16 protein-coding genes, 1 tRNA gene and 2 pseudogenes are annotated in these 21,053 nt (G+C 70.8%); 16 read left to right on the top strand and 3 right to left on the bottom strand.

All coding sequences use genetic code 11. The features are described from left to right. The first annotated feature begins 2 nt into the window (after positions 1-2). From GGQ54_RS00390 to GGQ54_RS00350, 10 genes and pseudogenes are all read left to right on the top strand, one after another. Positions 3-731, top strand: a complete 729-nt coding sequence (locus tag GGQ54_RS00390; RefSeq protein WP_246292496.1) for an HAD family hydrolase — start codon at positions 3-5, stop codon at positions 729-731. Next, entirely contained in the window at positions 728-2,191 is a 1,464-nt protein-coding gene (locus GGQ54_RS16785; RefSeq protein WP_246292494.1) for an ABC transporter substrate-binding protein, read from the top strand. Before GGQ54_RS00390 ends, GGQ54_RS16785 begins: the two co-directional genes overlap by 4 nt. Beyond that, positions 2,077-3,120: pseudogene (locus tag GGQ54_RS16780) on the top strand (tRNA (adenine-N1)-methyltransferase); the annotation flags it as partial. The gene GGQ54_RS16785 and the pseudogene GGQ54_RS16780, both read left to right, overlap by 115 nt. Before the next feature lie 96 nt (positions 3,121-3,216). Next, positions 3,217-4,914: a proteasome ATPase gene (gene arc / locus GGQ54_RS00380; protein WP_179443584.1), complete on the top strand. Its 1,698-nt coding sequence runs from the start codon at positions 3,217-3,219 to the stop codon at positions 4,912-4,914. Continuing rightward, positions 4,911-5,345: a DUF3054 family protein gene (locus tag GGQ54_RS00375; protein WP_179443583.1), complete on the top strand. Its 435-nt coding sequence runs from the start codon at positions 4,911-4,913 to the stop codon at positions 5,343-5,345. The genes arc and GGQ54_RS00375 overlap by 4 nt, the downstream gene beginning before the upstream one ends. Beyond that, positions 5,342-6,859 (top strand): depupylase/deamidase Dop, encoded by a 1,518-nt coding sequence (gene dop, locus GGQ54_RS00370; protein ID WP_179443582.1) that lies wholly within the window; start codon positions 5,342-5,344, stop codon positions 6,857-6,859. The genes GGQ54_RS00375 and dop overlap by 4 nt, the downstream gene beginning before the upstream one ends. A 68-nt stretch (positions 6,860-6,927) precedes the next feature. After that, entirely contained in the window at positions 6,928-7,125 is a 198-nt protein-coding gene (locus tag GGQ54_RS00365) for a ubiquitin-like protein Pup (RefSeq protein WP_179443581.1), read from the top strand. Between the two features lie 35 nt (positions 7,126-7,160). Beyond that, the gene (gene prcB / locus GGQ54_RS00360) at positions 7,161-7,949 is read left to right on the top strand and encodes a proteasome subunit beta (protein ID WP_179446333.1); all 789 of its coding nucleotides are present in this window, start codon (positions 7,161-7,163) and stop codon (positions 7,947-7,949) included. Positions 7,950-7,995: 46 nt separating this feature from the next. After that, positions 7,996-8,718: a proteasome subunit alpha gene (gene prcA, locus GGQ54_RS00355; protein ID WP_179443580.1), complete on the top strand. Its 723-nt coding sequence runs from the start codon at positions 7,996-7,998 to the stop codon at positions 8,716-8,718. Further along, a complete protein-coding gene (locus tag GGQ54_RS00350; protein WP_179443579.1) occupies positions 8,715-9,794 on the top strand; it encodes a prephenate dehydrogenase in 1,080 nt (359 codons plus the stop codon). The genes prcA and GGQ54_RS00350 overlap by 4 nt, the downstream gene beginning before the upstream one ends. Before the next feature lie 14 nt (positions 9,795-9,808). On the opposite strand, the gene GGQ54_RS00345 is transcribed toward GGQ54_RS00350, so the two are convergent. Continuing rightward, on the bottom strand, positions 9,809-11,338 hold the full coding sequence (locus GGQ54_RS00345; protein ID WP_343045799.1) for a glutamate synthase-related protein: 1,530 nt from the start codon (positions 11,336-11,338) through the stop codon (positions 9,809-9,811). Between the two features lie 192 nt (positions 11,339-11,530). On the opposite strand from GGQ54_RS00345, the gene cmk reads away from it, so the two are divergent. The 3 genes from cmk to der all read left to right on the top strand — a co-directional run bounded on the left by cmk (position 11,531) and on the right by der (position 16,174). Beyond that, entirely contained in the window at positions 11,531-12,250 is a 720-nt protein-coding gene (gene cmk, locus GGQ54_RS00340; RefSeq protein WP_343045798.1) for a (d)CMP kinase, read from the top strand. A 58-nt stretch (positions 12,251-12,308) separates the two neighbouring features. Next, complete coding sequence (locus GGQ54_RS00335) at positions 12,309-14,708, top strand: glycoside hydrolase family 84 protein (RefSeq protein ID WP_179443576.1); 2,400 nt, start codon at positions 12,309-12,311, stop codon at positions 14,706-14,708. 110 nt (positions 14,709-14,818) lie between these two features. Continuing rightward, positions 14,819-16,174, top strand: coding sequence for a ribosome biogenesis GTPase Der (gene der, locus GGQ54_RS00330; protein ID WP_179443575.1), 1,356 nt, complete (start codon positions 14,819-14,821; stop codon positions 16,172-16,174). Here the strand turns inward: der and GGQ54_RS00325 are convergent. Beyond that, a complete protein-coding gene (locus GGQ54_RS00325) occupies positions 16,171-16,608 on the bottom strand; it encodes a DUF2231 domain-containing protein (protein WP_179443574.1) in 438 nt (145 codons plus the stop codon). The genes der and GGQ54_RS00325 overlap by 4 nt on opposite strands. Before the next feature lie 53 nt (positions 16,609-16,661). Between GGQ54_RS00325 and GGQ54_RS00320 the strand changes: the two genes are divergently transcribed. Both GGQ54_RS00320 and GGQ54_RS00315 read left to right on the top strand, forming a co-directional pair. Further along, positions 16,662-17,183, top strand: coding sequence for a DUF3995 domain-containing protein (locus tag GGQ54_RS00320; protein ID WP_218843568.1), 522 nt, complete (start codon positions 16,662-16,664; stop codon positions 17,181-17,183). Between the two features lie 31 nt (positions 17,184-17,214). Then, positions 17,215-17,288, top strand: a tRNA-Pro gene (locus tag GGQ54_RS00315). 461 nt (positions 17,289-17,749) lie between these two features. Here GGQ54_RS00315 and dnaE read toward each other — a convergent pair. Next, positions 17,750-19,812: pseudogene (gene dnaE / locus GGQ54_RS00310) on the bottom strand (DNA polymerase III subunit alpha); the annotation flags it as partial. 218 nt (positions 19,813-20,030) lie between these two features. On the opposite strand from dnaE, the gene GGQ54_RS00305 reads away from it, so the two are divergent. Next, entirely contained in the window at positions 20,031-20,969 is a 939-nt protein-coding gene (locus tag GGQ54_RS00305) for a LysR family transcriptional regulator (protein ID WP_179443573.1), read from the top strand. The last annotated feature ends 84 nt before the right edge of the window (positions 20,970-21,053 follow it).

Below are 21,053 nucleotides of genomic sequence, written 5' to 3'. Positions count from 1 at the left end.
CGATGAACATGTCAGCCTCGCAGGCCGCCGCCGAGCGGCCGCCCGTCCCGGCACGGCCACCCGCCGCCGCGCTGTGGGATTTCGACGGGACGCTGGTCGACACCGAGCCCGTCTGGGTGCAGGCCCAGTACGCCCTTGCCGACCGGCTCGGCGTGCGCTGGACCGATCAGGACGCCGAGCGGCTGGTCGGCAACGCGCTGCTCGACTCGGGGCGCTACATCGTGTCGGTGCTCGACGCCCAGCTCGGTCCGGGGCACGGCTGGACGCCGGCCGGGGTGGTCGATGAGTTGGTGACCCGGGTGGTGGCGCACATCCGCGAGCACGACATCCCGTGGCGCCCCGGGGCCCGGGAGCTGCTCGCCTCCTTCGCCGCGGCGGGCGTACCGTCCGCGCTGGTGTCGGCGTCGTACCGGGTGATCCTGGACGCCGTGCTGGACCGGTTGGCGCCGGACACCTTCGCCACCGTGGTGGCCGGGGACGACGTGACCCACGGCAAGCCCCACCCGGAGCCCTACCTGACCGCGGCCCACCGGCTCGGGGTGTCGGCCGCCGACTGCGTCGTGCTGGAGGATTCCGTGCCGGGCGCGGCGTCGGGCAATGCCGCGGGCGCCGTCGTCGTCGGGATCCGGCACCTGGTCGCCCTGCCCGCGCAGCCGCGCCGGGTGGTGATCGACACCCTGGCCGGCCTGGACGCGGAGGCCATGGCCCGGCTGGTCGCCGGCGCGTCATGAGCCGCGCGCGGCGCCTCGCCGCCCGCCTGGTCGCGCTCACCGCCGCCGCCACGCTGCTCGCGTCGTGTACCTGGGCCGGTAACCAGCCGGGCCACCCCGAGCGCAAGGCGTTCACCGTCGGTGTCACCGAACCGTTCAACCGGCTCGATCCCGCGGCCAACGGGGTCGGCATGTCCGACGCCATGGTGCTGGCCAGTTTCCAGCGCCTGCTCGCGCTGGATCCCGGCGACGGGCTGCTGAAACCCGACGCGGCCAATTGCGTCTATCGGACCCCGGTGAGCTATCGGTGCACCCTGGTGGAGGGCCTGGAGTTCATCGACGGTACGCCGGTCGACCCCGCGGCGGTGAAGTTCAGCATCGAGCGGGCGATCGCCCTCGACGACACCGGCGAGGCGCGCACACTCTTCGCCGCGCTGGCGGGCATCGAGACGGGCCCCGACACCGTCGTCTTCCGGCTGAGCCGGCCGGACAATCAGTTCGGGTACGCCCTCGCCGCACCGGTCGCCTCGCTGGTCAGCCCGGCCGCCTACCGGCCGGATCGGGTCCGCCCGGCCAGCCAGCTCGCGGTGGGCAGCGGGCCGTACCGGATGGAGATCATCACCGAGCACCGCGTCGGCTTCACCGCCTACCCCGACTATGTCGGATTCGCGCCCTCGGGCCAGGAGCGGCTCAGCATCCAGCGCTACGAGGCGAGCGAGTTCTTGCGCAATGCGATGACCAATGCCGAGGTCGATGTCGTCTGGGGCGGCCTCGACGAACAGCAGGAGGGCGCGCTGGGCGTGCAGGTCGAGGCGAATCCGCTCGGCACCACCCGGGACGGATTCCGCCGCCTGGTCGAGCCGGCCGGGCGTTCGTGGACGCTCGCCTGGTCGCCCCGCTCGGCCCTGCGCGCCGACGCCGAGTTGCGCGGCCGGGTGGCCGACGCGGTCACCCCGCTGCGGACCGACTTCTCCTTGCTGCCGCCGGACGCGCCCGGCTACCGGGCCGTGTTCGGCGACGCGACCGAGCCGCGGACCGGCCCGCCGGTTCGGGTCAGCCTCGGCTTCGACAACGACGTCGCCGACGAGGCGCTGCGCGCCGAGCGGGTGTCCGCCGCGTTGCGGGGGGCCGGGTTCGACGTGCTGGTCCAGCCCGACGAGCGGCGAGCCGACCTGTGGCTGGGCTCGCCGGAACCGGCGACCGACAGCCCGATCGCCCAGTTGCTGCCCTGGCTGGCGGCGCCCCTGCCGGAATCGGCCGACGAGGCCCGCGCGCTCGCGGCCCGGCTGGGCGCGGCGGCGACGCTGGCCGACCGGCGGGCAGTGCTGGCCGACCTGCAGGTGCTCTCCGCCCGCGACGCCACCGTGTTGCCGCTGTGGCGCGAGGACCGCGACACCTGGATGGGGCCGGGTATCTCGACCACCGGCCGGGCCTACCTCGGGCCCGGCGGACAACTTGCCGTCTGGGGGTTTCGCTGGTGACCGACGAAGTTTCGTCCGAGCACACGAACGGACCGGGGCGCCCGCTGGCGGGGGTCGGGCGGGGCCCGCTGGCGGCGGGGGACCGGGTGACGCTGCACGACCCGAAGGGCCGGCGGCACTCGGTGCTGCTGGAGGCCGGGCGCTCCTTCCACACGGCCAAGGGCGCGATCGCCCACGACGACCTGATCGGCGGCCCGGAGGGCGTGCTGGTGACGTCCACCGGAGGCGTGCAGTACCTAGCGCTGCGCCCGCTGCTCGCCGAGTTCACGGTCACCATGAAGCGCGGTGCCGCGGTGGTCTACCCCAAGGACGCCGCGCAGATCCTGATGGCGGCCGACATCTTCCCGGGCGCCCGGGTGGTCGAGGCCGGTGTCGGTTCGGGCGCGCTGAGCATGTCGCTGCTGCGCGCGATCGGCCCGACCGGGACCCTGTACTCCTACGAGCGTCGCGGCGACTTCGCCGAGATCGCCGAGCGGAATGTGACGAACTTCTTCGGCGTACGCCCCGACAACTGGCAGGTACGCCTCGGCGACCTGGCCACCGATCTCGGCCCGGAACCGGTCGACCGGGCGATCCTGGACATGCTCGCGCCGTGGGACTGCGTACCCGCGGTGGCCGACGCGCTGGAGCCGGGCGGCGTGTTCTGCGCCTATGTCGCCACCACGACCCAGCTCGGCCGGATCGTGGAGACGCTGCGCGCCCACACCGGCTTCACCGAGCCGGAGGCGACCGAGTCCTCGCTGCGGCCCTGGCACGCCGAGGGACTGGCCATCCGGCCCGGTCACGCCGCCACCGGTCACACCGGCTTCCTGGTCACGGCGCGGCGGCTGGCCCCGGGCGTCACGGCACCGCCGCGCAAGCGGCGGCCCGCGCCGGGCGCCTACGGCCCGGACTACACCGGGCCGCGACCGCCGGGGGTGGGCGGCTGACCGGCGCGGGTGTGAAACTCCCGGGCCGCGGGTCGACCGGTGGGTAGGCTCGTGGGACACCCCCAGTCGGGGGAGGCCGAGCCAGGGGAGGCCAGGATGACCCAGAACGTCACGGGTGGTACGCCCGAACCGGACCGGGCGGCACAGCTCACCGCGCTCGAGCGCCGGCTCGCCGAGGCCCGCGGCCAGGTCCGCGAGCTGACCGGCCAGAACGAGCGGCTGTCGGCGACGCTGAGCCAGGCGCGCGAGCGGCTGACCCAGGTCCGCGCCGAGGTGGAGCAGATGGCCCAGCCGCCGGTCAGCTTCGGCATCCTCGACCAGATCGTGGAGGCCGCCCGCACCGGCGCGGAGCCGCTGGTCCATGCCGATGTCTGGCTCGGCGCCCGGAAGCTGCGGGTCAGCGTCGCGCCCGAGGTGGATCAGGCCATGCTGACGCCGGGCGCCGAAGTGGTGCTGAACGAGGCCCATGTCGTGGTCGATGCCTTCGCCCCGATCGCGGTCGGCGATGTCGCCGTGCTGAAGGATGTCCTGGAGGACGGACACCGGGCCGTGGTGGTCGCCCAGGCCGATGAGGAGCATGTGGTCCGGCTGGCCGACCAGCTCCGCGGCCAGACGCTGCGGCCGGGCGACTCGCTGCTGGTCGACCGGCGCATCCTGTACGCCTTCGACGTGGTGCCGAAGGTGGACGTGGAGGATCTGGTGCTGGAGGAGGTGCCGGATGTCGAGTACACCTCGATCGGCGGCCTCGGCCGCCAGATCGAACAGATCCAGGACGCGGTCGAGCTGCCGTTCCTGCACCGCGATCTGTTCGCCGAGTTCGAGCTGGCGCCGCCGAAGGGCATCCTGCTCTACGGACCGCCCGGCTGCGGCAAGACCATGATCGCCAAGGCGGTGGCCAATTCGCTGGCCCGCAAGGTGACCGAGACGACCGGCCGCGAGGGACGGAGCTGGTTCCTCAACATCAAGGGGCCGGAGCTGTTGAACAAGTATGTCGGCGAGACCGAGCGGCACATCCGGCTGATCTTCACCCGCGCCCGGGACAAGGCGTCGGAGGGGATGCCGGTAATCGTCTTCTTCGACGAGATGGACTCGCTCTTCCGCACCCGCGGTAGCGGCGTCTCCTCCGATGTGGAGAACACGATCGTCCCGCAGTTGCTCGCCGAGATCGACGGCGTCGAGGGTCTGGACAATGTGATCATCGTCGGCGCCTCCAACCGCGAGGACATGATCGATCCGGCCATCCTGCGACCGGGGCGATTGGACGTCAAGATCAAGATCGAGCGGCCCGACGCGGAGGCGGCACGGGAGATCTTCGACAAGTACCTGTCGGCGACCCTGCCGCTGAATCCCGACGACCTGGCCGAGTTCGACAACGATCCGGCGCGCTGCCGGGCGGCGATGATCGACCGGACCGTCGAACACATGTACGCCGACTCCGACGACAACCGCTTCCTCGAGGTGACCTATGCCGGCGGCGACACCGAGGTGCTCTACTTCCGCGACTTCAACTCGGGCGCGATGATCAACAACATCGTCGGCCGGGCGAAGAAGCTGGCGATCAAGGAGCGACTCGCGACCGGCGTCGGCGGCATCCGGATCCAGCATCTGCTGCAGGCCTGCACCGACGAGTTCGCCGAGAACGAGGACCTGCCCAACACGACCAATCCCGACGACTGGGCGCGCATCTCGGGCAAGAAGGGGGAGCGGATCGTGCACGTGCGTACCCTCTTCACCTCCAAGCAGGCCACCGATCGCGCCGTGGAGAACATCAGCACCACGGGGCAGTACCTGTGACCGACGTCGACGACCGGACCGCGGCCACCGGCCGGATCGGGCCGGTCAACACCGTCGTGTTGGCCGCGCTGCTGGACGCGATCGTGATCGTCGGCTTCGCCACCGCCGGCCGGGCCAGTCACGGCGGCGCGCAGGACGCCAGCCAGGTGCTGGCCGTGGCCGCGCCGTTCGCGGCGGGAGCCGCCATCGGCTGGCTGGTCCTCGGCGCGGCACGGCGATGGCGGCGAGCGGACCGGATCTCCTCCGGCGCGATCGTGGCCGCCGCCACGCTCGGCGTGGGCCTGGGCTACCGGATCGCGGTCGGCGCCGGGGCGCCCGCGTTCCTGGTGGTGGCGACGCTGACCCTGCTCGCCGGACTCCTGGGCTGGCGGGCGCTGGTCGCGCTCGTCCGCGCCCTCGCCCGCCGCGCGGCATCGGCCGGGGCGCGATGAGTCCGATCTTCGGGATCGAGACCGAGTACGGCATCACCCTCGCCCCGGGCGCGGAGTTGGACCTGCACCCGATGTACCTGTCCAACCATCTCGTGCGCGCCTATGCCGACGAGATCGCCGGCGGCCGGATGCGTTGGGACTACGAGACCGAGTCTCCGTTGCGCGACCTGCGCGGCTTCGACGTCGATCGCAGCGGCGCGAGCCCCGACATGCTGACCGATGTCGAGGACGGGCTGGCCAATGTGGTGCTCGCCAACGGTGCGCGGTTCTATGTCGATCATGCCCATCCGGAGTACTCCGGGCCCGAAGTGACCAGCGCGCTGGACGCCGTGCGCTACGACGCCGCCGGCGACGAGATCCTGCTCCGCGCCGCGCGGGCCGCGTCCCGGCGGTTCGGCGCGCAGTTGCGGATCTGGAAGAACAACACCGACGGCAAGGGCGCCTCGTACGGGACCCACGAGAACTATCTGCTGTCGCGCCGCACCCCGTTCCACCGCGTGGTCGTCCAGTTCACCCCGTTCCTCGCCTCGCGTCCGGTGATCACCGGCGCCGGGCGGATCGGCATCGGCCAGCACAGCGAGCGCCCGGGGTTCCAGCTCAGCCAGCGCGCCGACTTCTTCGAGGCAGAGGTCGGCCTGGAGACGACCATGAACCGGCCCTTGATCAACACCCGCGACGAGCCGCATGCCGATGCCACGCTGCATCGCCGGCTGCACGTGATCACCGGCGATGCCAACTGCTCGCAGACCGCGACCTTCCTCAAGATCGGTACGGCGGCCCTGGTGCTGCGCGCCCTGGAGGCCGGCGACCTGGACGGCTCGCTCACCCTGACCGATCCGGTGGCCGCCTTCCGGGCGATCAGCCACGACGCCGATCTGGATGCGGGCGCGCTCGGCGAGCTGGTGCCGCTGGCCGACGGTCGGGCGATGAGCGGGTTGGACCTGCAGGAGGCCTATGCGGAGGCGTGTCGGCGACACCTCGAACGGGTCGATCCGGGCGGCGCGGACGCCGAGGCGTACCGGGTGCTGGAGGAGTGGCAGGCGGCGATCGACGGGCTGCGCGCCGATCCGCTGGCGATGGCCGACCGGCTGGACTGGGTGGCCAAGTGGCGGCTGGCGGAGTCCTACCGGCGCCGCGACGGCCTCGGCTGGGATGCGCCCAAGCTGGCGCTGGTCGACCTGCAGTACGCCGACCTCGATCCCGCCCGGTCGCTCTACCGGCGCCTGCTCGACCGCGGCCGGATGCGGCGGCTGGTGACCGACGACGCGATCGCCGCCGCGATCACCGAGCCGCCGGACGACACCCGCGCGTACTTCCGTGGCCGCTGCGTCGCCGAGTACGGCCGCTCGGTGCTCGCCGCGTCCTGGGACTCGCTGATCTTCGAGGTGCCGGGGCGGGCGAGCCTGCTGCGGGTGCCGACGACCGATCCCGCGCGCGGCACCCGGCGGCACGTCGGGGAGCTGATGGATGCGGCGGACGGGCTGGCCGACCTGCTGGAACGGCTTCACCTGTGAGGGTCGGTCGCGGTCGCTAGGCTGGAGTTCCGGCCAGGGCGGCCGGACGCAGGGACGGAGGTGCCGACATGGCGCAGTCGCAGGAACGCAGCAATCGGCCGGGCTCGGGCGACGGCGGCGAGGACGCCGACGCCGGTGCCCCCGGCCAGGCGCAGGCCCAGCCGCAGACCGACGACTTCGACGACCTGCTCGACGAGATCGACGGCGTGCTGGAGACCAATGCGGCCGAGTTCGTCCGCTCCTTCGTGCAGAAGGGCGGCCAGTGACCGACGCACAGCGCAGCCCCGGCAAGCTCCTGCCCATGACGATCGCCGACCTCGCGGCGGCGGGCTCGCCCGGTTCGCTGCCGGGCTCCTCGACCGCCGCCGACGGCACGCGCGCCGCCGAGCTGGCCCCGCACGGCACGACCATCGTCGCCGCCGGATTTCCCGGCGGGGTGGTGATGGCGGGCGATCGCCGGGCCACGATGGGCAACATGATCGCCCAGCGCGACATCGAGAAGGTGTTCGCCGCCGATGAGTACTCCATGATCGGAATCGCCGGCACGGCCGGGATCGCGGTCGAGCTGGTGCGGCTGTTCCGCGTCGAGCTGGAGCACTACGAGAAGATCGAGGGAGCGCCGCTGTCGCTGTCCGGCAAGGCCAATCACCTGGCGTCGATGATCCGCGGCAACCTCGGCCTGGCCATGCAGGGCCTGATGGTGCTGCCGTTGTTCGCCGGCTGGGATCCGGTGCGCGGCGTGGGCCGGATCTTCTCCTACGACGCGACCGGCGGCCGCTACGAGGAGACGGCCTTCCATGCGGTCGGTTCCGGCTCGACCTATGCCCGGGGTTCGCTGAAGAAGCTCTATCGCGACGACCTGGATGCCGAGGGCGCGGCGACCGCGGTGGTGCAGGCGCTCTACGACGCGGCCGATGACGACTCCGCGACCGGTGGGCCGGACCTCACCCGGCGGATCTTCCCGGTGGTGATGATGGCCACCGCCGACGGCGTCCGTCGGCTCACCGACGACGAGGTCGGCGAGATCGTCGACCGGGTCGTCGCGGCCCGGATGCAGCGTCCCGACGGTCCCGCGGCGCCGCTGCTCTGAGCCGGAGGAAAATGATCATGGATGACCCGACAGGCAGGAGACCGCGATGAGCATGCCGCTCTACGTCGCGCCCGAGCAACTGATGAAGGACCGGGCGGACTTCGCGCGCAAGGGCATCGCCCGCGGGCGTTCGGTCGCGGTCAGCCGGTACGCCGACGGCATCTTGCTGGTCGCCGAGAACCGCTCGCGCGCGCTGCACAAGATCTCCGAGGTCTATGACCGGATCGGCTTCGCCGCCGTCGGCCGCTACAACGAGTTCGAGCACCTGCGGGTGCTGGGCATCCGCTCGGCCGACCTGCGCGGCTACTCCTACGCCCGGGCCGATGTCACGGGCCGGGCGTTGGCGAACATGTACGCCCAGTTCCTCGGCACGATCTTCTCCACCAGCGGTGAGAAGCCCTATGAGGTGGAGCTCGCCGTCGCCGAGCTCGGCGAGGAGCCGGCCGGCGACGTGATCTATCGGCTGAGCTATGACGGGTCGGTCGCCGACGAGGAGACGTTCGCCGTGATGGGCGGATCGGCGGACGCGATCACCAAGGCCATCGAGCCGGACTGGCGGCCCGACCTGCCGCTGGCGGAGGCCCTGCAACTGACCGTGCGCGGGCTCGCCACCTCCACCGACGGGGCGAATGCCGCGACCGGCGAGCCGGGCCTGCTGGCCCCGGAGGCACTGGAGGCCGCGGTGCTCGACCGGACCAGGCCGCAGGAGCGCAAGTTCCGACGGTTGACCGAACCGGCGCTGGCCGAGCTGCTCGGCGCCAAGGCGTGACCGCTGCCGGCTCGCCGCTGGGCCCGGTCGTCCTGATCGGCGCCGGCCTGGTCGGCGCCTCGATCGGGCAGGCCCTGACCCGGGCGGGCGAGACCGTGCACCTGGTGGACGCCAATCCCGCCCACGCCCGGGTGGCGGCCGAGCGGGGGGCGGGCACACTGACGTCGGTTGCCGCGCCGCACGAGGTCGGCCTGGTGATCGTCGCCGTGCCGCCGCGGGCCATCGCGGGCGTGGTCGACGAGGCGCTGGACACCTACCGCTCCGCGGCCGTGACCGATGTCGGTTCGGTCAAGGAACCCGTGCTGCGTGAGCTGATGGAGCATCGCTCGCTCGGCCGCTATGTGGGCTCGCACCCCATGGCGGGATCGCACCTGCCGGGTCCGCTTGCTGCCGATCCCGAGCTGTTCGTCGACCGGACCTGGGCGATCACCCCGCACCCCGACGCGGAGCCGGCGGCGGTCGCGGCCGTCACCCGGCTCGCCGAGCTGTGTGGCGCCCGGGTGATCAGCCTGGCCCCGGACGAGCACGACCGGGCCGTCGGCCGGGTCTCCCACCTGCCCCATCTGGTCTCCGCGGCGATGGCCGGCCACCTGCTCGGCGTACCGCCCGAGGAATTGTCGCTGGCCGGCCAGGGGCTGCGCGATGTCACCCGCATCGCCGGCAGCGATCCCGCGCTGTGGCAGCAGATCGTCTCGGCCAACGCGCGGATGCTGGTGCCCGAGCTGCGGGCCCTGACGAAGCGGCTGACGGTCGTTGCCGACCAGCTCGCCGAGCCGGGCGCGGATGTGGCGCAGTGGCTGGGCGACGGCGTCGCCGGCACCCGGCGGCTGCCCGGCAAGCACGGTCGCGCGCCGGTGGACTATGCCGAGGTCGTCGTGGAGATCCCCGATGCGCCGGGCTCGCTGGCCCGGCTGTTCGCCGATGTCGACGCCGCCGGGGTGAACGTCGAGGACATCGCGATCGAGCACGATCCCGCGCGGCTGGTCGGGCATCTTCGGTTGTCGGTACGCCCGGAGCGCCGCGCGGAGCTGGACCGGGTGATGACCGGGTCCGGCTGGACCGTCCGGCCCGCCTGAGCAGCGCGTTCTGATCAGCGATGGGGCCCGAGCAGCTCCTCGCAGGCCGCGATCGCGGCGGGGGTCGGCACGTTCCAGCCGGGCCGGTAGCCGTAGACCTCGCGTACCGTGGCCGAGCCGGAGGCGCCGTCCATGATCTCGACATCGTCGGGGGAGACCAGGGCCGGGTGCGGTACGCCGACCGCCTCCGCGACGCGCGCGAGGTCGCGGCGCAGCGTACCCAGATAGTTCGCCACCCGGATCGACTTGTCGTGCGGGTCCAGGCCGTGCGCGAGCCAGCGGTTCTGCGTCGCGACGCCGGTCGGGCAGTGGTCGGTGTGACACTTCTGCGCCTGGATGCAGCCGACGGCGAGCATCGCCTCCCGGCCGACGTTGATCAGGTCCGCGCCCAGGGCGAACGCGACGATCGCATTGTCGGGTACGCCGAGCTTGCCCGATCCGATGAAGATCAGATCGTCGGCCAGCCCCGCCTCGGCGAACCTGGACCAGACCTTGGCGAACCCCACCCGGAACGGGAAGGCGACCGAGTCGGCGAAGATCAACGGAGCGGCGCCGGTGCCGCCCTCGCCGCCGTCGATGGTCAGGAAGTCGATGCCGCGGTCGCCGCGGGCCTGGGCCTCGATCAGCTCGTCGAAGAAGGTCAGGTGCCCGACGGCGGTCTTGATCCCGACGGGCAGGCCGGTCTCGGCGGCCAGCAGCTCCACGAAGTCGAGCATGGAATCGACGTCGCCGAAGGCCGTGTGCCGCGACGGGCTGGCGCAGTCGACGCCCTCCTCGATGCCACGGATGCGGGCGATCTCGGGCGTCACCTTGACCCCGGGCAGCATCCCGCCGAGGCCGGGCTTGGCGCCCTGGGACAGTTTGATCTCCAGCGCCCGCACGGGCGCGGAGGCGACCAGGTCCTTGAGCCGGGCAAGATCGAATTTCCCGGCGGCGTCGCGACAGCCGAAGTAGCCGGTGCCGATCTGGAAGATCAACTCGCCGCCGTGCCGGTGATGAGCGGACAGGCCGCCCTCGCCCGTGTCGTGCAGCACCCCGGCCAGCCTGGCGCCCGTGTTCATTGCGCGCACGGCATTCGCCGACAGCGATCCGTAGGACATTCCGGAGATGTTGACCACCGAGTCGGGGCGGAAGGCGTGCCGGCGCCCGCGCGCGCCGCCGAGCACCTTGACCGAGGGCAACCAGGCGTCGTGGGAGTCCATCCGGGTGGGCGGCGCGACCCGGGCGAAGGTGCGCTGCTTGATGATCGGATAGCCGCCTGTGTATTCGACGTCGTTGTCGGTCCCGAACCCGAAGTAGTTGTTCTCCTGCTTGGCCGAGGCATAGATCCAGCTCCGCTGGTCGCGGCTGAACGGTCGCTCCTCGTTGTTGGAGGCGACGATGTATTGGCGCAGCTCCGGCCCGATCCGCTCGATGGCGTACCGCGCTCGACCAAGGACCGGGAAGTTGCGCCGGATCGCCCGCTTGCGCTGGACCAGGTCCTGGGCGGCCAGCCCGGCGAGGCCGGCCGCAGCGAGCGTTGCTGCGATCCATGGTGCGCGCACGAGAGCCCATTGTGCCGTGCACATCCCGAGAGGTCATGTGCCGTGCACATCCCGAGAGGTCATGTGCCGTGCACATCCCGAGAGGTCATGTGCCGTGCACATCCCGAGCGGGGCGGACCGGTGCAGGTTTGGCCAAACCGTCCGGGTGTCGGCAAGCTTGGCCCGATCATCGGGCCGGAGGAGGGAAGCCGCGTGGGCACAGGACAGGAAGCGACGATCCGCCTCGTCGTGGCGATCGACGGGCCGTCGGGTTCTGGCAAGTCCAGCGCGGCCCGCGGGGTGGCCCGCCGGCTCGGTCTCGCCTTCCTGGATACCGGTGCGATGTATCGAGCGGGCGCCTGGCTCGCCCTCGACCGCGGCGTGGATCTCGCCGACACCGAGGCGACGGCCCGGCTGGTGCGTGCTGCCCGTCTTGACATCGTCACCGATCCCGATGCCTTCGCGATCGCGATCGCCGACATCGACGTGACGGCGGCGATCCGGGAGCCGCGGATCTCGGCCGCCGTGTCGCGAGTGGCCACCAATCTCGCCGTCCGCGAGGATCTGATCGCCCGGCAGCGGGCGATCATCGCCGGCGCCGAGCGCGGGATCGTCGCGGAGGGTCGCGACATCACCACCGTGGTCGCGCCGGATGCGGATGTCCGGGTGCTGTTGGTCGCCGATGCCGATGCGCGGGTGCGGCGCCGGCACACCGAGCTCGGTCAGCGGGTCAGCGCCGCCGACGTCACCGACCAGGTGGTACGCCGAGACGCCGACGACTCGACGGTGGCGAACTTCACCACCGCCGCCGACGGCGTCACCGTGATCGACTCGACCGCGCTGGATCTGGCCGGCGTGATCGATCGGATCCTTGCACTGGCCGACGCCGGGACCGGGACGGAGATTCGGCCCTCGCGCCCCGGTCGGCCCTGAGACATCCGATCAATCGTGTAGCTTGTCGCGCAGCGACAGTCTCGCGAAAGGGTCAACGATGATTCCCGCCCCCCGCCTCCGGCGCCTGGTCGCCGTCCTCGCCGGCTCGGTGCTCGCCCTCGGCACCGCCCTCACCCTCGCCCCGCCCGCGGCCGCCGCACCGCCGGGCCGCGTACCGGTGATCTCCCCGACCCCGCGGGAGGTCCGAGCCGCCGGGCCCGACCTCCCGTTGGCGGGTCGCGTTGCCGTGGTCGTCGGCACCGACACCGATCCCGCGGCGCGTGACCTGCTGCTCGGGGTGTTGCGCGAGCGCGGCGCCCGCCCGCAGGTGGTCGAGGGTGCGGTGCCGCGGGGTGTGCTGACCTTCCACCTCGGCGGCCCGGAGCGCGCCGACGTGCGCGACGCGCTGGGCGACACGGCGCCCGTCTCGGACGAGGAGGGCTATGCGCTGCGGGTGACCCGCGGCGGCGGTTCCGTCGGCCGGGTCGCGCTGGCGGGCGCCGACGGGGCCGGGCAGTTCTATGCGGTGCAGACGCTGCGCCAGGTGCTCACGCCGCGCGGCAGCGGCTGGCGGGTGGCCGGGGTGGAGGTACGCGACGCGCCGGCGATGGCGCTGCGCGGCACCATCGAAGGGTTCTACGGCAAGCCGTGGAGCCAGGCCGAGCGGCTGGACCAGCTCGCCTTCTACGGGCAGATCAAGGCGAACACCTACATCTACGCCCCGAAGGATGATCCCTACCACCGCGAGCGGTGGCGCGACCCGTACCCGGCCGAGAAGCTGGCCGAGCTGCGCGAGCTCGTCGAGCAGGCGGCGGCCAACCACGTCCGGTTCACCTTCGCCCTCTCCCCGGGCAACACCATCTGCTTTAGCGGCGAGTCCGACCGCGCCGCGCTGCTGGCCAAGTTCGAGGCGATGTATGCGGCCGGGGTCCGCGCCTTCTCCATCCCGCTGGACGACATCGCCCTGCAGTTTCGGTGCGCCGCCGACACCGAACGCTACGGCGCGGCGAATCAGGGCACGGTCGGGCGGGCGCAGGCGGAGCTGTTGAGCTTCGTGCAACGTGAGTTCGTGGCGACCAAGGGCGATGTGTACCCGCTGCAGACGGTCCCCACCCAGTACGGCGACCTGACCGAGACGCCCTACAAGGCGGCCTGGCGCGAGTACCTCGATCCGGCGGTCGTGGTGATGTGGACCGGTACCGATGTCGTCCCGTCGAGCATCACGGTGGAGCAGACCGAACGGATCCGCGAGCTCTTCGGTCGCGAGGTGTTCGTCTGGGACAACTACCCGGTCAACGACTTCGCCCAGACGGCCGGGCGATTGCTGCTCGGCCCCTACGACCACCGTGAGCCGGGGTTGTCCGACACCACCCAGGGCATCGTGTCGAACCCGATGAACCAGGCCTACGCGAGCAAGCCGGTGATCTTCACCATGGCCGACTTCGCCTGGAACGACCGGGCCTACGACCCGAAGGTCTCCGGAGCGCAGGCGGCGCGGTTCCTCGCCGACGGGGACCCCGAGGTGGCGGCGGCGCTGGAGACGTTCGTCGATCTCAACCATGCCGCACCCCGCTTCAATGGCGAGAACTGGTTGCCGCAGGCGCCGCGGCTCGCGGCCGAGCTGGCCCGGTTCTGGGACCGCTGGGACGCCGATCCGCCTGGCGCGTTGGCCGAGCTCGATCCGGTGGTGACCGGGATCGAGGAGGCGCCCGCCCTGATTCGCGCCGGCACGGAGGCGGGCTTCGTCGCCGACGCCGACCGGAACCTCACTGCGACGACGTTGTGGGGCGAGTCGCTGCGGGCGGCGTACCGCCTGCTCGGCGCGCTCGACACTGGCGACGCCGACGCCGCCGAGCGGGCGCGGGCCGAGATGGATCGCGCGGCCGCCGAGGCAGCGGCGGTCCGTTCCGAGCCGGGGAAGACCCGGATCGAGGGCCCGGTCAAGATCGGCGATGGGGTGCTGGACGTGTTCATCGCCGACGTCGCCGCGCTGCACGACCGGTCGATGGGGCTGGAGCCGCTGGTGAACGCCAGCCGGGGCAAGCAGGCGACCGCGATCTCGCAGTGGGGCGACGGCTTCGGCCCGGAGCGCGCCGTGGACGGCAACACGGGCAACCTCTTCGCGAGCTCGGGCCGCGAGGCGCAGCCGTGGTGGCAGGTCGACCTCGGCGGGGCGTTCGACGTGGAATCGGTCGCGGTCTACAACCGGACGGACTGCTGCACCGCACGACTGGCCGACTACTGGGTGCTGACCTCGGAGCGACCGTTCCCGGATTCGCTGGACGCCGCACTGGCGGACCCGGCGGTGACCAAGGTGCGCCGCGACGATGTCGCGGGGGTGCCGACGACGCTGCCGTGGGACGCCCGCGCCCGCTACGTGCGGATCTGGTTCCCCGGCGACGATGCCCGCGAACTCGATCTTGCCGAGGTCGAGGTCCTCGGGCGGGCGGCCTCCTGACCTGCGCCCGCGTTCCGCAGGCCGGCGGACGGCGGGAGGGGGTAGGGTGTGGCGGCCTCCGCGGCGTCGAGCTGCGGGGACGCTGATCACTGACGGCCGGAGGACATGCGATGACGGAACCGGAACCCGCCGCACCCGCGGTCCCGGCCAGCAGGCCGGTGCTGGCGGTGGTCGGCCGACCGAATGTGGGCAAGTCCACGTTGGTGAACCGGATCCTCGGCCGCCGGGAGGCGGTGGTGCAGGACACGCCGGGGGTGACCCGGGACCGGGTGAGCTATGACGCCGTCTGGAACGGGCGCGAGTTCGTGGTCGTCGACACCGGCGGCTGGGCCTCCGACGCCGACGGGATGGCCGCGCGGATCGCGGAGCAGGCCGAGCTGGCGATCGGCGCGGCCGATGCGGTGCTGTTCGTCGTGGACGCGACGGTCGGCACGCTGGACGAGGACGAGGCCGTCGTGCGCGTGCTGCGGCGGTCGAAGAAGCCCGTGGTGCTGGCCGCGAACAAGGTCGACGACCCGCGCGCCGAGGCCGAGGCGGCGGCGATGTGGAATCTCGGCCTGGGGGAGCCGTATGCGGTCTCTGCCCTGCACGGCCGGGGCAGCGGCGATCTGCTGGATGCCGTGCTGGAGGCGCTGCCGCCGGCGCCGCCGGAGAGCTTCGAGGAGGTACGCGGGCCGCTGCGCGTCGCCATCGTCGGCAAGCCGAATGTGGGTAAGTCCTCGCTGCTGAACAAGCTGGCGGGCGCCGAGCGGTCGGTGGTCGACAACGCCTCCGGCACCACCGTGGACCCGGTGGACGAGCTGGTCGAGCTGGACGGGCGTACCTATCAGTTCGTGGACACCGCCGGGATCCGGCGGCGGGTGAAGGAGGCGTCGGGGCACGAGTACTACGCGAGCCTGCGCACCCAGGGCGCAATCGAGCGAGCCGAGATCTGCGTGATGGTGATCGATGCGGCCGAAACAGTGAGCGACCAGGACCTGCGGATCCTGACCAGCGTCGTCGAGGCCGGCAAGGGACTGGTGCTGGTCTTCAACAAGTGGGACCTGACCGACGACGAGCGGCGCTACTACCTGGCGCGCGAGGTCGAGAAGGATCTGCAGACCTACTGGTGGGCGCCCCGGGTCAATCTGTCGGCGCTGTCCGGACGGCACGTGGACCGGCTCGGCAAGGCGATCGAGGAGGCCTACTCGGGCTGGGAGCAGCGGATCTCCACCGGCAAGCTGAACGCATTCCTCGGCCGGCTGGTCGCTGCCCATCCGCACCCGGTGCGGGGCGGCAAGCAGCCGCGGATCCTGTTCGGCACCCAGGCCCAGGCCGGGCCGCCGACCTTCATCCTGTTCACCACCGGTGATCTTGATCCGCAGTACCTGCGCTACGTCGAGCGGCGGCTGCGCGAGGAGTTCGGATTCCCGGGTACGCCGATCCACCTGCAGGTGCGGGCCAGGGAGAAGCGCAAGAACCGCTAGCCCCAGACGGCGGTTGCGCCGGAGTGTCCGGCGAGGATGGTCAGCACCAGCGCGCCGAGGCCGCCGACGACCGTGATGATCGTTCCGATCCAGCGCAGGGCGCGGGGCCGGTCGTCGGTTCCGGTGGCCCACAGCGTGATCAGGTAGCCGACCACCAGCGCGATCACCCACCACAGCACGGGGCTGCCGAACCCCATGTGGGTGGTCATCGCCGGCGTCGGGCGCGGGATTGATTCGTAGAGGTCCTTGCCGGACTGGCGGGCGGTCAGCGTGGCGACCAGCGCGATGATCGCGAAGACGGCGATCAGGCTGCCGTACCGGCGCCGGGCGGCGGGCCAGAAGACGGTCACGATGGCCCCGATCGCGACGAGCGGGACCAAGATCACGACGGCGTGGATGATCAACGGGTGCAGCGGGAGGCCGAGGATCGACATGGGTCACCCTAACCCGGACCGTGACGCGTGGCTGGTCGCGAGAGGATGGTTGCGTGAGGGCGCCCGGAGGTCGGATGGTCGGTACGCGCTGGCTGTGGCTGGCGGCCGCCGCGGGTTGTCTGCACGCGGCGTTCAGCCTGTACTGGGCGGTCGGCGGGACCTGGCTCTTGGCGACGGTCGGGCAGTGGGCGGTACGCGCGCGCGCCGAGAGCCCGCTCGTCGTGGGCGGGGGCCTGGCGGCAATCGGGGTGATCAAGCTGGTCGCCGCCCTGGCGCCGGTGCTCACCGAGCGCCGGGGGCCAAGCTGGCTGCGGCGGGCGGTGCGCGCGATCGCCTGGATCGGCGCGGGTGGGCTGGTGCTCTACGGGGGAGCGAACATGCTGATCGCCTGGCTCGTGCTCGGCGGCGCGATCCGGCCCGATGGCGGCTACGACCGTGACGCGATGATCGGGCACGCTGCGCTGTGGGACCCGCTGTTCCTGATCTGGGGCGTCTGCCTGGCGATCGGCCTGTGGCTGACCCGCCGACGGTCGACGGCGCAGCCCCACGAAGATGACCCGGACGAGTCCGACTGATAACCTTCCACCCGCGCCGGGATCGGCGCGGCGGGCTGTGGCGCAGCTTGGTAGCGCACTTGACTGGGGGTCAAGGGGTCGCAGGTTCGAATCCTGTCAGCCCGACAAAAAGCCCTGGTGGAAGCATGTTTCGACATGATTCTCGCCAGGGCTTCATCGTGTCCTGAGCCGGTCGCCGGTGCCCGAGCTGAGGGCTGCGGCGGAACCTCGGCGAGTGTCGGCTTCGCGGGCGTCACGACGCGCTGTGGGCGTTGAAGTGCACCAAAAAGTGCCTGTGAAGTGGACCAATTCTAGGGCAGGGGGGTGCTCCGACCGGTGTTCGGGCGGCCGGAGCGGCGGGAGTGTGGCGTGTAGCCCGAGGCTCATTCATTCGCTGATGGAGATGACTCCACGCCGTTCGGGCCGAGGAGGACCTTGACTTCGGCGTGGAGGCCACCGGTGACTGTGACGGGGTAGGGCGGGAGGGTGAAGACGGTGGTACTGGTCTCCTTGGTGAGCTTGAGGCGGGTCTCGGTGTCGCCGGGGTGGCGGGTGAGGATGTCGCGCAGTTCGCGGACGACGGGGGGCACTTTGCGTAGGAAGTCGTGAAAGCCTTCGAATCGGCCCTTGTTCTCGCGGGCGTCGATGATGTGGCCGACGACGTGGGCCCCTACGTTACGGATGACTTCGAGGCCGAAGCGCACGTCGTCGCCGACGGCGGCGAAGTAGCGCACGGACTCGTTGACGTCCGGTGGGAGGACCTTGATACCCATGCGGCGTGTCTCATTCAGGTACAGGGCCATCTTGTCCTTGGACTGGTGAGCAGCGCTGCCATGTACTCGGGGCGGTAGTGCGCTTTGAGGTAGGCGGTCCAAATAGCTGAGCAGCCCGTAGGGGGCCGAGTGGGCCTTGTTGAAGGCGTAGTCGGAGAAGGGCAGCAGGATGTCCCAGATCGCCTGAACCGCCTCGGTGCCGTAGCCGTTCTTGTGCATGCCGGCGGAGAAGGCCTCGAACTGTTTGTCGAGTTCGGCCTTCTTCTTCCCCATGGCACGGCGCAGTAGGTCGGCTTACCCGAGGGAGAACCCGGCGAGCACCTGGGCGGCGGTCATGACCTGTTCCTGGTAGACGAACAGGCCGTAGGTCTTGGACAGCACCTCATCGAGGGGTTCGGCGAGTTCGGGGTGGATCGGGGTGATCTGCTGCTGGCCGGTCTTACGCAGGGCGTAGTTGATGTGGGAGTTCGCGCCCATAGGCCCTGGCCGGTAGAGCGCGGCGACGGCGGTGATGTCTTCGAAGTGGTCGGGTTCGGCCAGGCGCAGCAGGGAGCGCATGGCGTCACCGTCGAACTGGATGACGCCCAGAGTGTCGCCGCGGCGCATCAGTTCGAACACGCCCGGGTCGTCGAGCGGGAGGTCTTCAAGGACGACGTCCTCGCCGCGGTTGGTGCGCACGTTCTCCACCGCGTCGGAGAGGATGGTGAGGTTGCGCAGCCCGAGGAAGTCCATCTTGATCAGCCCGAGGGCTTTCACAGGTCGAGTAGTCGAACTGGGTGACGATCTGGCCGTCCTGCTCGCGCTTCATCAGCGGGATGACGTCGATGAGTGGATCGCTGGACATGATCACTCCGGCGGCGTGGACGCCCCACTGGCGTTTGAGGTTCTCCAGACCGACCGCGGTGTTGTAGACGGACTTGGCCTGCGGGTCGGAGGCGATCAGCGAGCGGATGTCGGCGGCCTCGGCATAGCGCGGGTGCTCGGGGCGTGGATCCCGGTCAGCGGGATGTCCTTGCCCGAAACGGTCGGGGGCATCGCCTTGGTCAGCTTCTCCCCGGTACTGAACGGAAACCCCAGCGCAGCGTGTTGTCGCACGCTTCGGGGTAGTCGCGGAACAGCTCCCGCATCTGCGCGGCCGACTTTAGATAGAACTCATCGGCATCGAATTTGAACCGCTTCGGGTCATCGAGGGTGCTGCCGGACTGCACGCACAACAACGCGGCGTGGCTGGTGGCGTCCTCGGCGGCGACGTAGTGCAGATCGTTGGTTGCCACCAACGGCAGGGTCAGCTCTTTGGCGAGCCGGAGTAGATCGGTCATGACGCGGCGTTCGATGCCCAGGCCGTGGTCCATGACCTCGCAGAAGAAGTTGTCCGGTCCGAAGATGTCGCGGAAGTCCGAGGCGGCCTGGCGGGCTTGGTCGTACTGGCCGAGGCGAAGACGAGTCTGGACCTCGCTGGAGGGGCAACCGGTGGTCGCAATCAGTCCCGAGCCGTACTGGCTAAGCAGGTCGCGGTCCATCCGCGGTTTGAAGTAGTAGCCCTCGATCGAGGCCAGCGAGGACAGCCGGAACAGGTTGTGCATCCCCGCGGTGGTCTCGGCCAAGAGCGTCATGTGCGTGTACGCGCCCGACCCAGAGACATCATCACCCGAACTGCCGCCCTCACCCCACCGCACCCGGGTACGGTCCTGCCGCGCGGTGCCTGGTGTCAGGTAGGCCTCTGTACCGATGATCGGCTTGATCCCGGCATCGGTCGCGGCCCGCCAGAACTCAAACGCGCCGAACACGTTGCCGTGATCGGTCATCGCGACCGCCGGCATGCCCTGCTCGACGGCCGCAGCGATCAGCGGGTTCACGCGTGCTGCCCCGTCGAGCATCGAATACTCACTGTGAACGTGCAGATGCACGAACGAGTCCCTCGAAGTCACGCTGACCACCCCGCTGATACTCCGGCCTCGTACGCTCCGCCCACCTGCACGACCTCCATCCACAACCGACTGTTGACTACATAGATTCGATCAATCGGACGTAGGCGGCGACAAACAACCAGACCGTCGGAGAGCCACAACTAGAGGTTGTTGAAGTAGGATGGCGGATGGATGTGGAGGCCGTACGGACGTTCGCGACCGCGGCCGACCTGGGCCAGTTCCAGGAGGCGGCGATCGACCTGGGCGTCACCCAGCAGGCGATCTCCAAGCGCATCGCCGTGTTGGAGCGCCAGCTCGGGGTCGCCCTGTTCACCCGGACCGCGCGCGGTGCACAGCTCACCATCGACGGGCAAGCGTTCCTCCCGCACGCACGCGAGCTGTTGCGCGTCGCGGCGCGCGCAACCGAGTCAGTGCAACCCGGCAGACGCGCGTTGCGGGTCGACGTGACCAACCGGCGGATCGCCCCGGCCGTGATCCTGCACGACTTCCACCGCGCTCATCCCGAGATAGACCTCGACATCGTCACCCTGATCGACAGCGACCTCACAGCCGCGATCGCCGCGGTCCACGACGGCACCATCAATGCCTCCTTCCGCGTCGTCACAGTGCCCCCGTCGCAACTACCCGACGGGGTTGCAACTGTGCGAGCCATCGACCACCGGCTCGAAGTCCTGCTTGGCCCCCACCATCCGTTGGCGAACGCACGAGAGCTGGCTCCCTCGCAGCTCGCCGGCCACCGGATTTGGATTCCCGGCATTGTCGAAGGAACCGAGTGGGCGACCTTCTACAGCGACCTCGCTGCCGCTTTCGACCTGACCATCGATGCCCTCGGCCCCCACTTCGGCGACGAAGCCCTCATGGACCAGCTCGCCGAGTCTGCCGATCTGGCGACGCTGGTCGGTGAGCGCGACCGCTACCTCTGGCCGGCCCGCTACGACCTCCGACGTATCCCGTTACGGGACCCGACCCCGATCTACCCCCACTCGCTCATCTGGCTGCAGGCCAACCCGCAGCCAGGGCTCGCCGAGTTACGCGCGTACCTCGCCGCGATCCGAACGACGTCCACCGACTCCGACGGCTGGACACCTGCCTGGACTGCACGCTGAGCCTTGGCGCACAACAAGCAGCGAGCCAACCACCTTCGTCCACCACCACCGAGAGCTGCCACGCGTCTTGCAGATCGAGGCAAG

Origin of the sequence: Naumannella cuiyingiana, from assembly GCF_013408305.1 — a bacterium.
GTDB lineage: Bacteria > Actinomycetota > Actinomycetes > Propionibacteriales > Propionibacteriaceae > Naumannella > Naumannella cuiyingiana.
Note: the sequence above shows the minus strand (reverse complement) of the source record. Positions and strands in the feature narration are given on the sequence as shown.

Excerpts from the sequence above, each read along its gene's own strand:
- GGQ54_RS00305 (WP_179443573.1), top strand. The coding sequence starts at position 20,031 with ATGGATGTGGAGGCCGTACGGACGTTCGCGACCGCGGCCGACCTGGGC.
- arc (WP_179443584.1), top strand. The coding sequence starts at position 3,217 with ATGACCCAGAACGTCACGGGTGGTACGCCCGAACCGGACCGGGCGGCA.
- GGQ54_RS00335 (WP_179443576.1), top strand. The coding sequence starts at position 12,309 with ATGATTCCCGCCCCCCGCCTCCGGCGCCTGGTCGCCGTCCTCGCCGGC.
- GGQ54_RS00390 (WP_246292496.1), top strand. The coding sequence starts at position 3 with ATGAACATGTCAGCCTCGCAGGCCGCCGCCGAGCGGCCGCCCGTCCCG.
- GGQ54_RS00325 (WP_179443574.1), bottom strand. The coding sequence starts at position 16,608 with ATGTCGATCCTCGGCCTCCCGCTGCACCCGTTGATCATCCACGCCGTC.
- prcB (WP_179446333.1), top strand. The coding sequence starts at position 7,161 with ATGACGATCGCCGACCTCGCGGCGGCGGGCTCGCCCGGTTCGCTGCCG.
- dop (WP_179443582.1), top strand. The coding sequence starts at position 5,342 with ATGAGTCCGATCTTCGGGATCGAGACCGAGTACGGCATCACCCTCGCC.
- GGQ54_RS16785 (WP_246292494.1), top strand. The coding sequence starts at position 728 with ATGAGCCGCGCGCGGCGCCTCGCCGCCCGCCTGGTCGCGCTCACCGCC.
- der (WP_179443575.1), top strand. The coding sequence starts at position 14,819 with ATGACGGAACCGGAACCCGCCGCACCCGCGGTCCCGGCCAGCAGGCCG.
- GGQ54_RS00365 (WP_179443581.1), top strand. The coding sequence starts at position 6,928 with ATGGCGCAGTCGCAGGAACGCAGCAATCGGCCGGGCTCGGGCGACGGC.
- prcA (WP_179443580.1), top strand. The coding sequence starts at position 7,996 with ATGAGCATGCCGCTCTACGTCGCGCCCGAGCAACTGATGAAGGACCGG.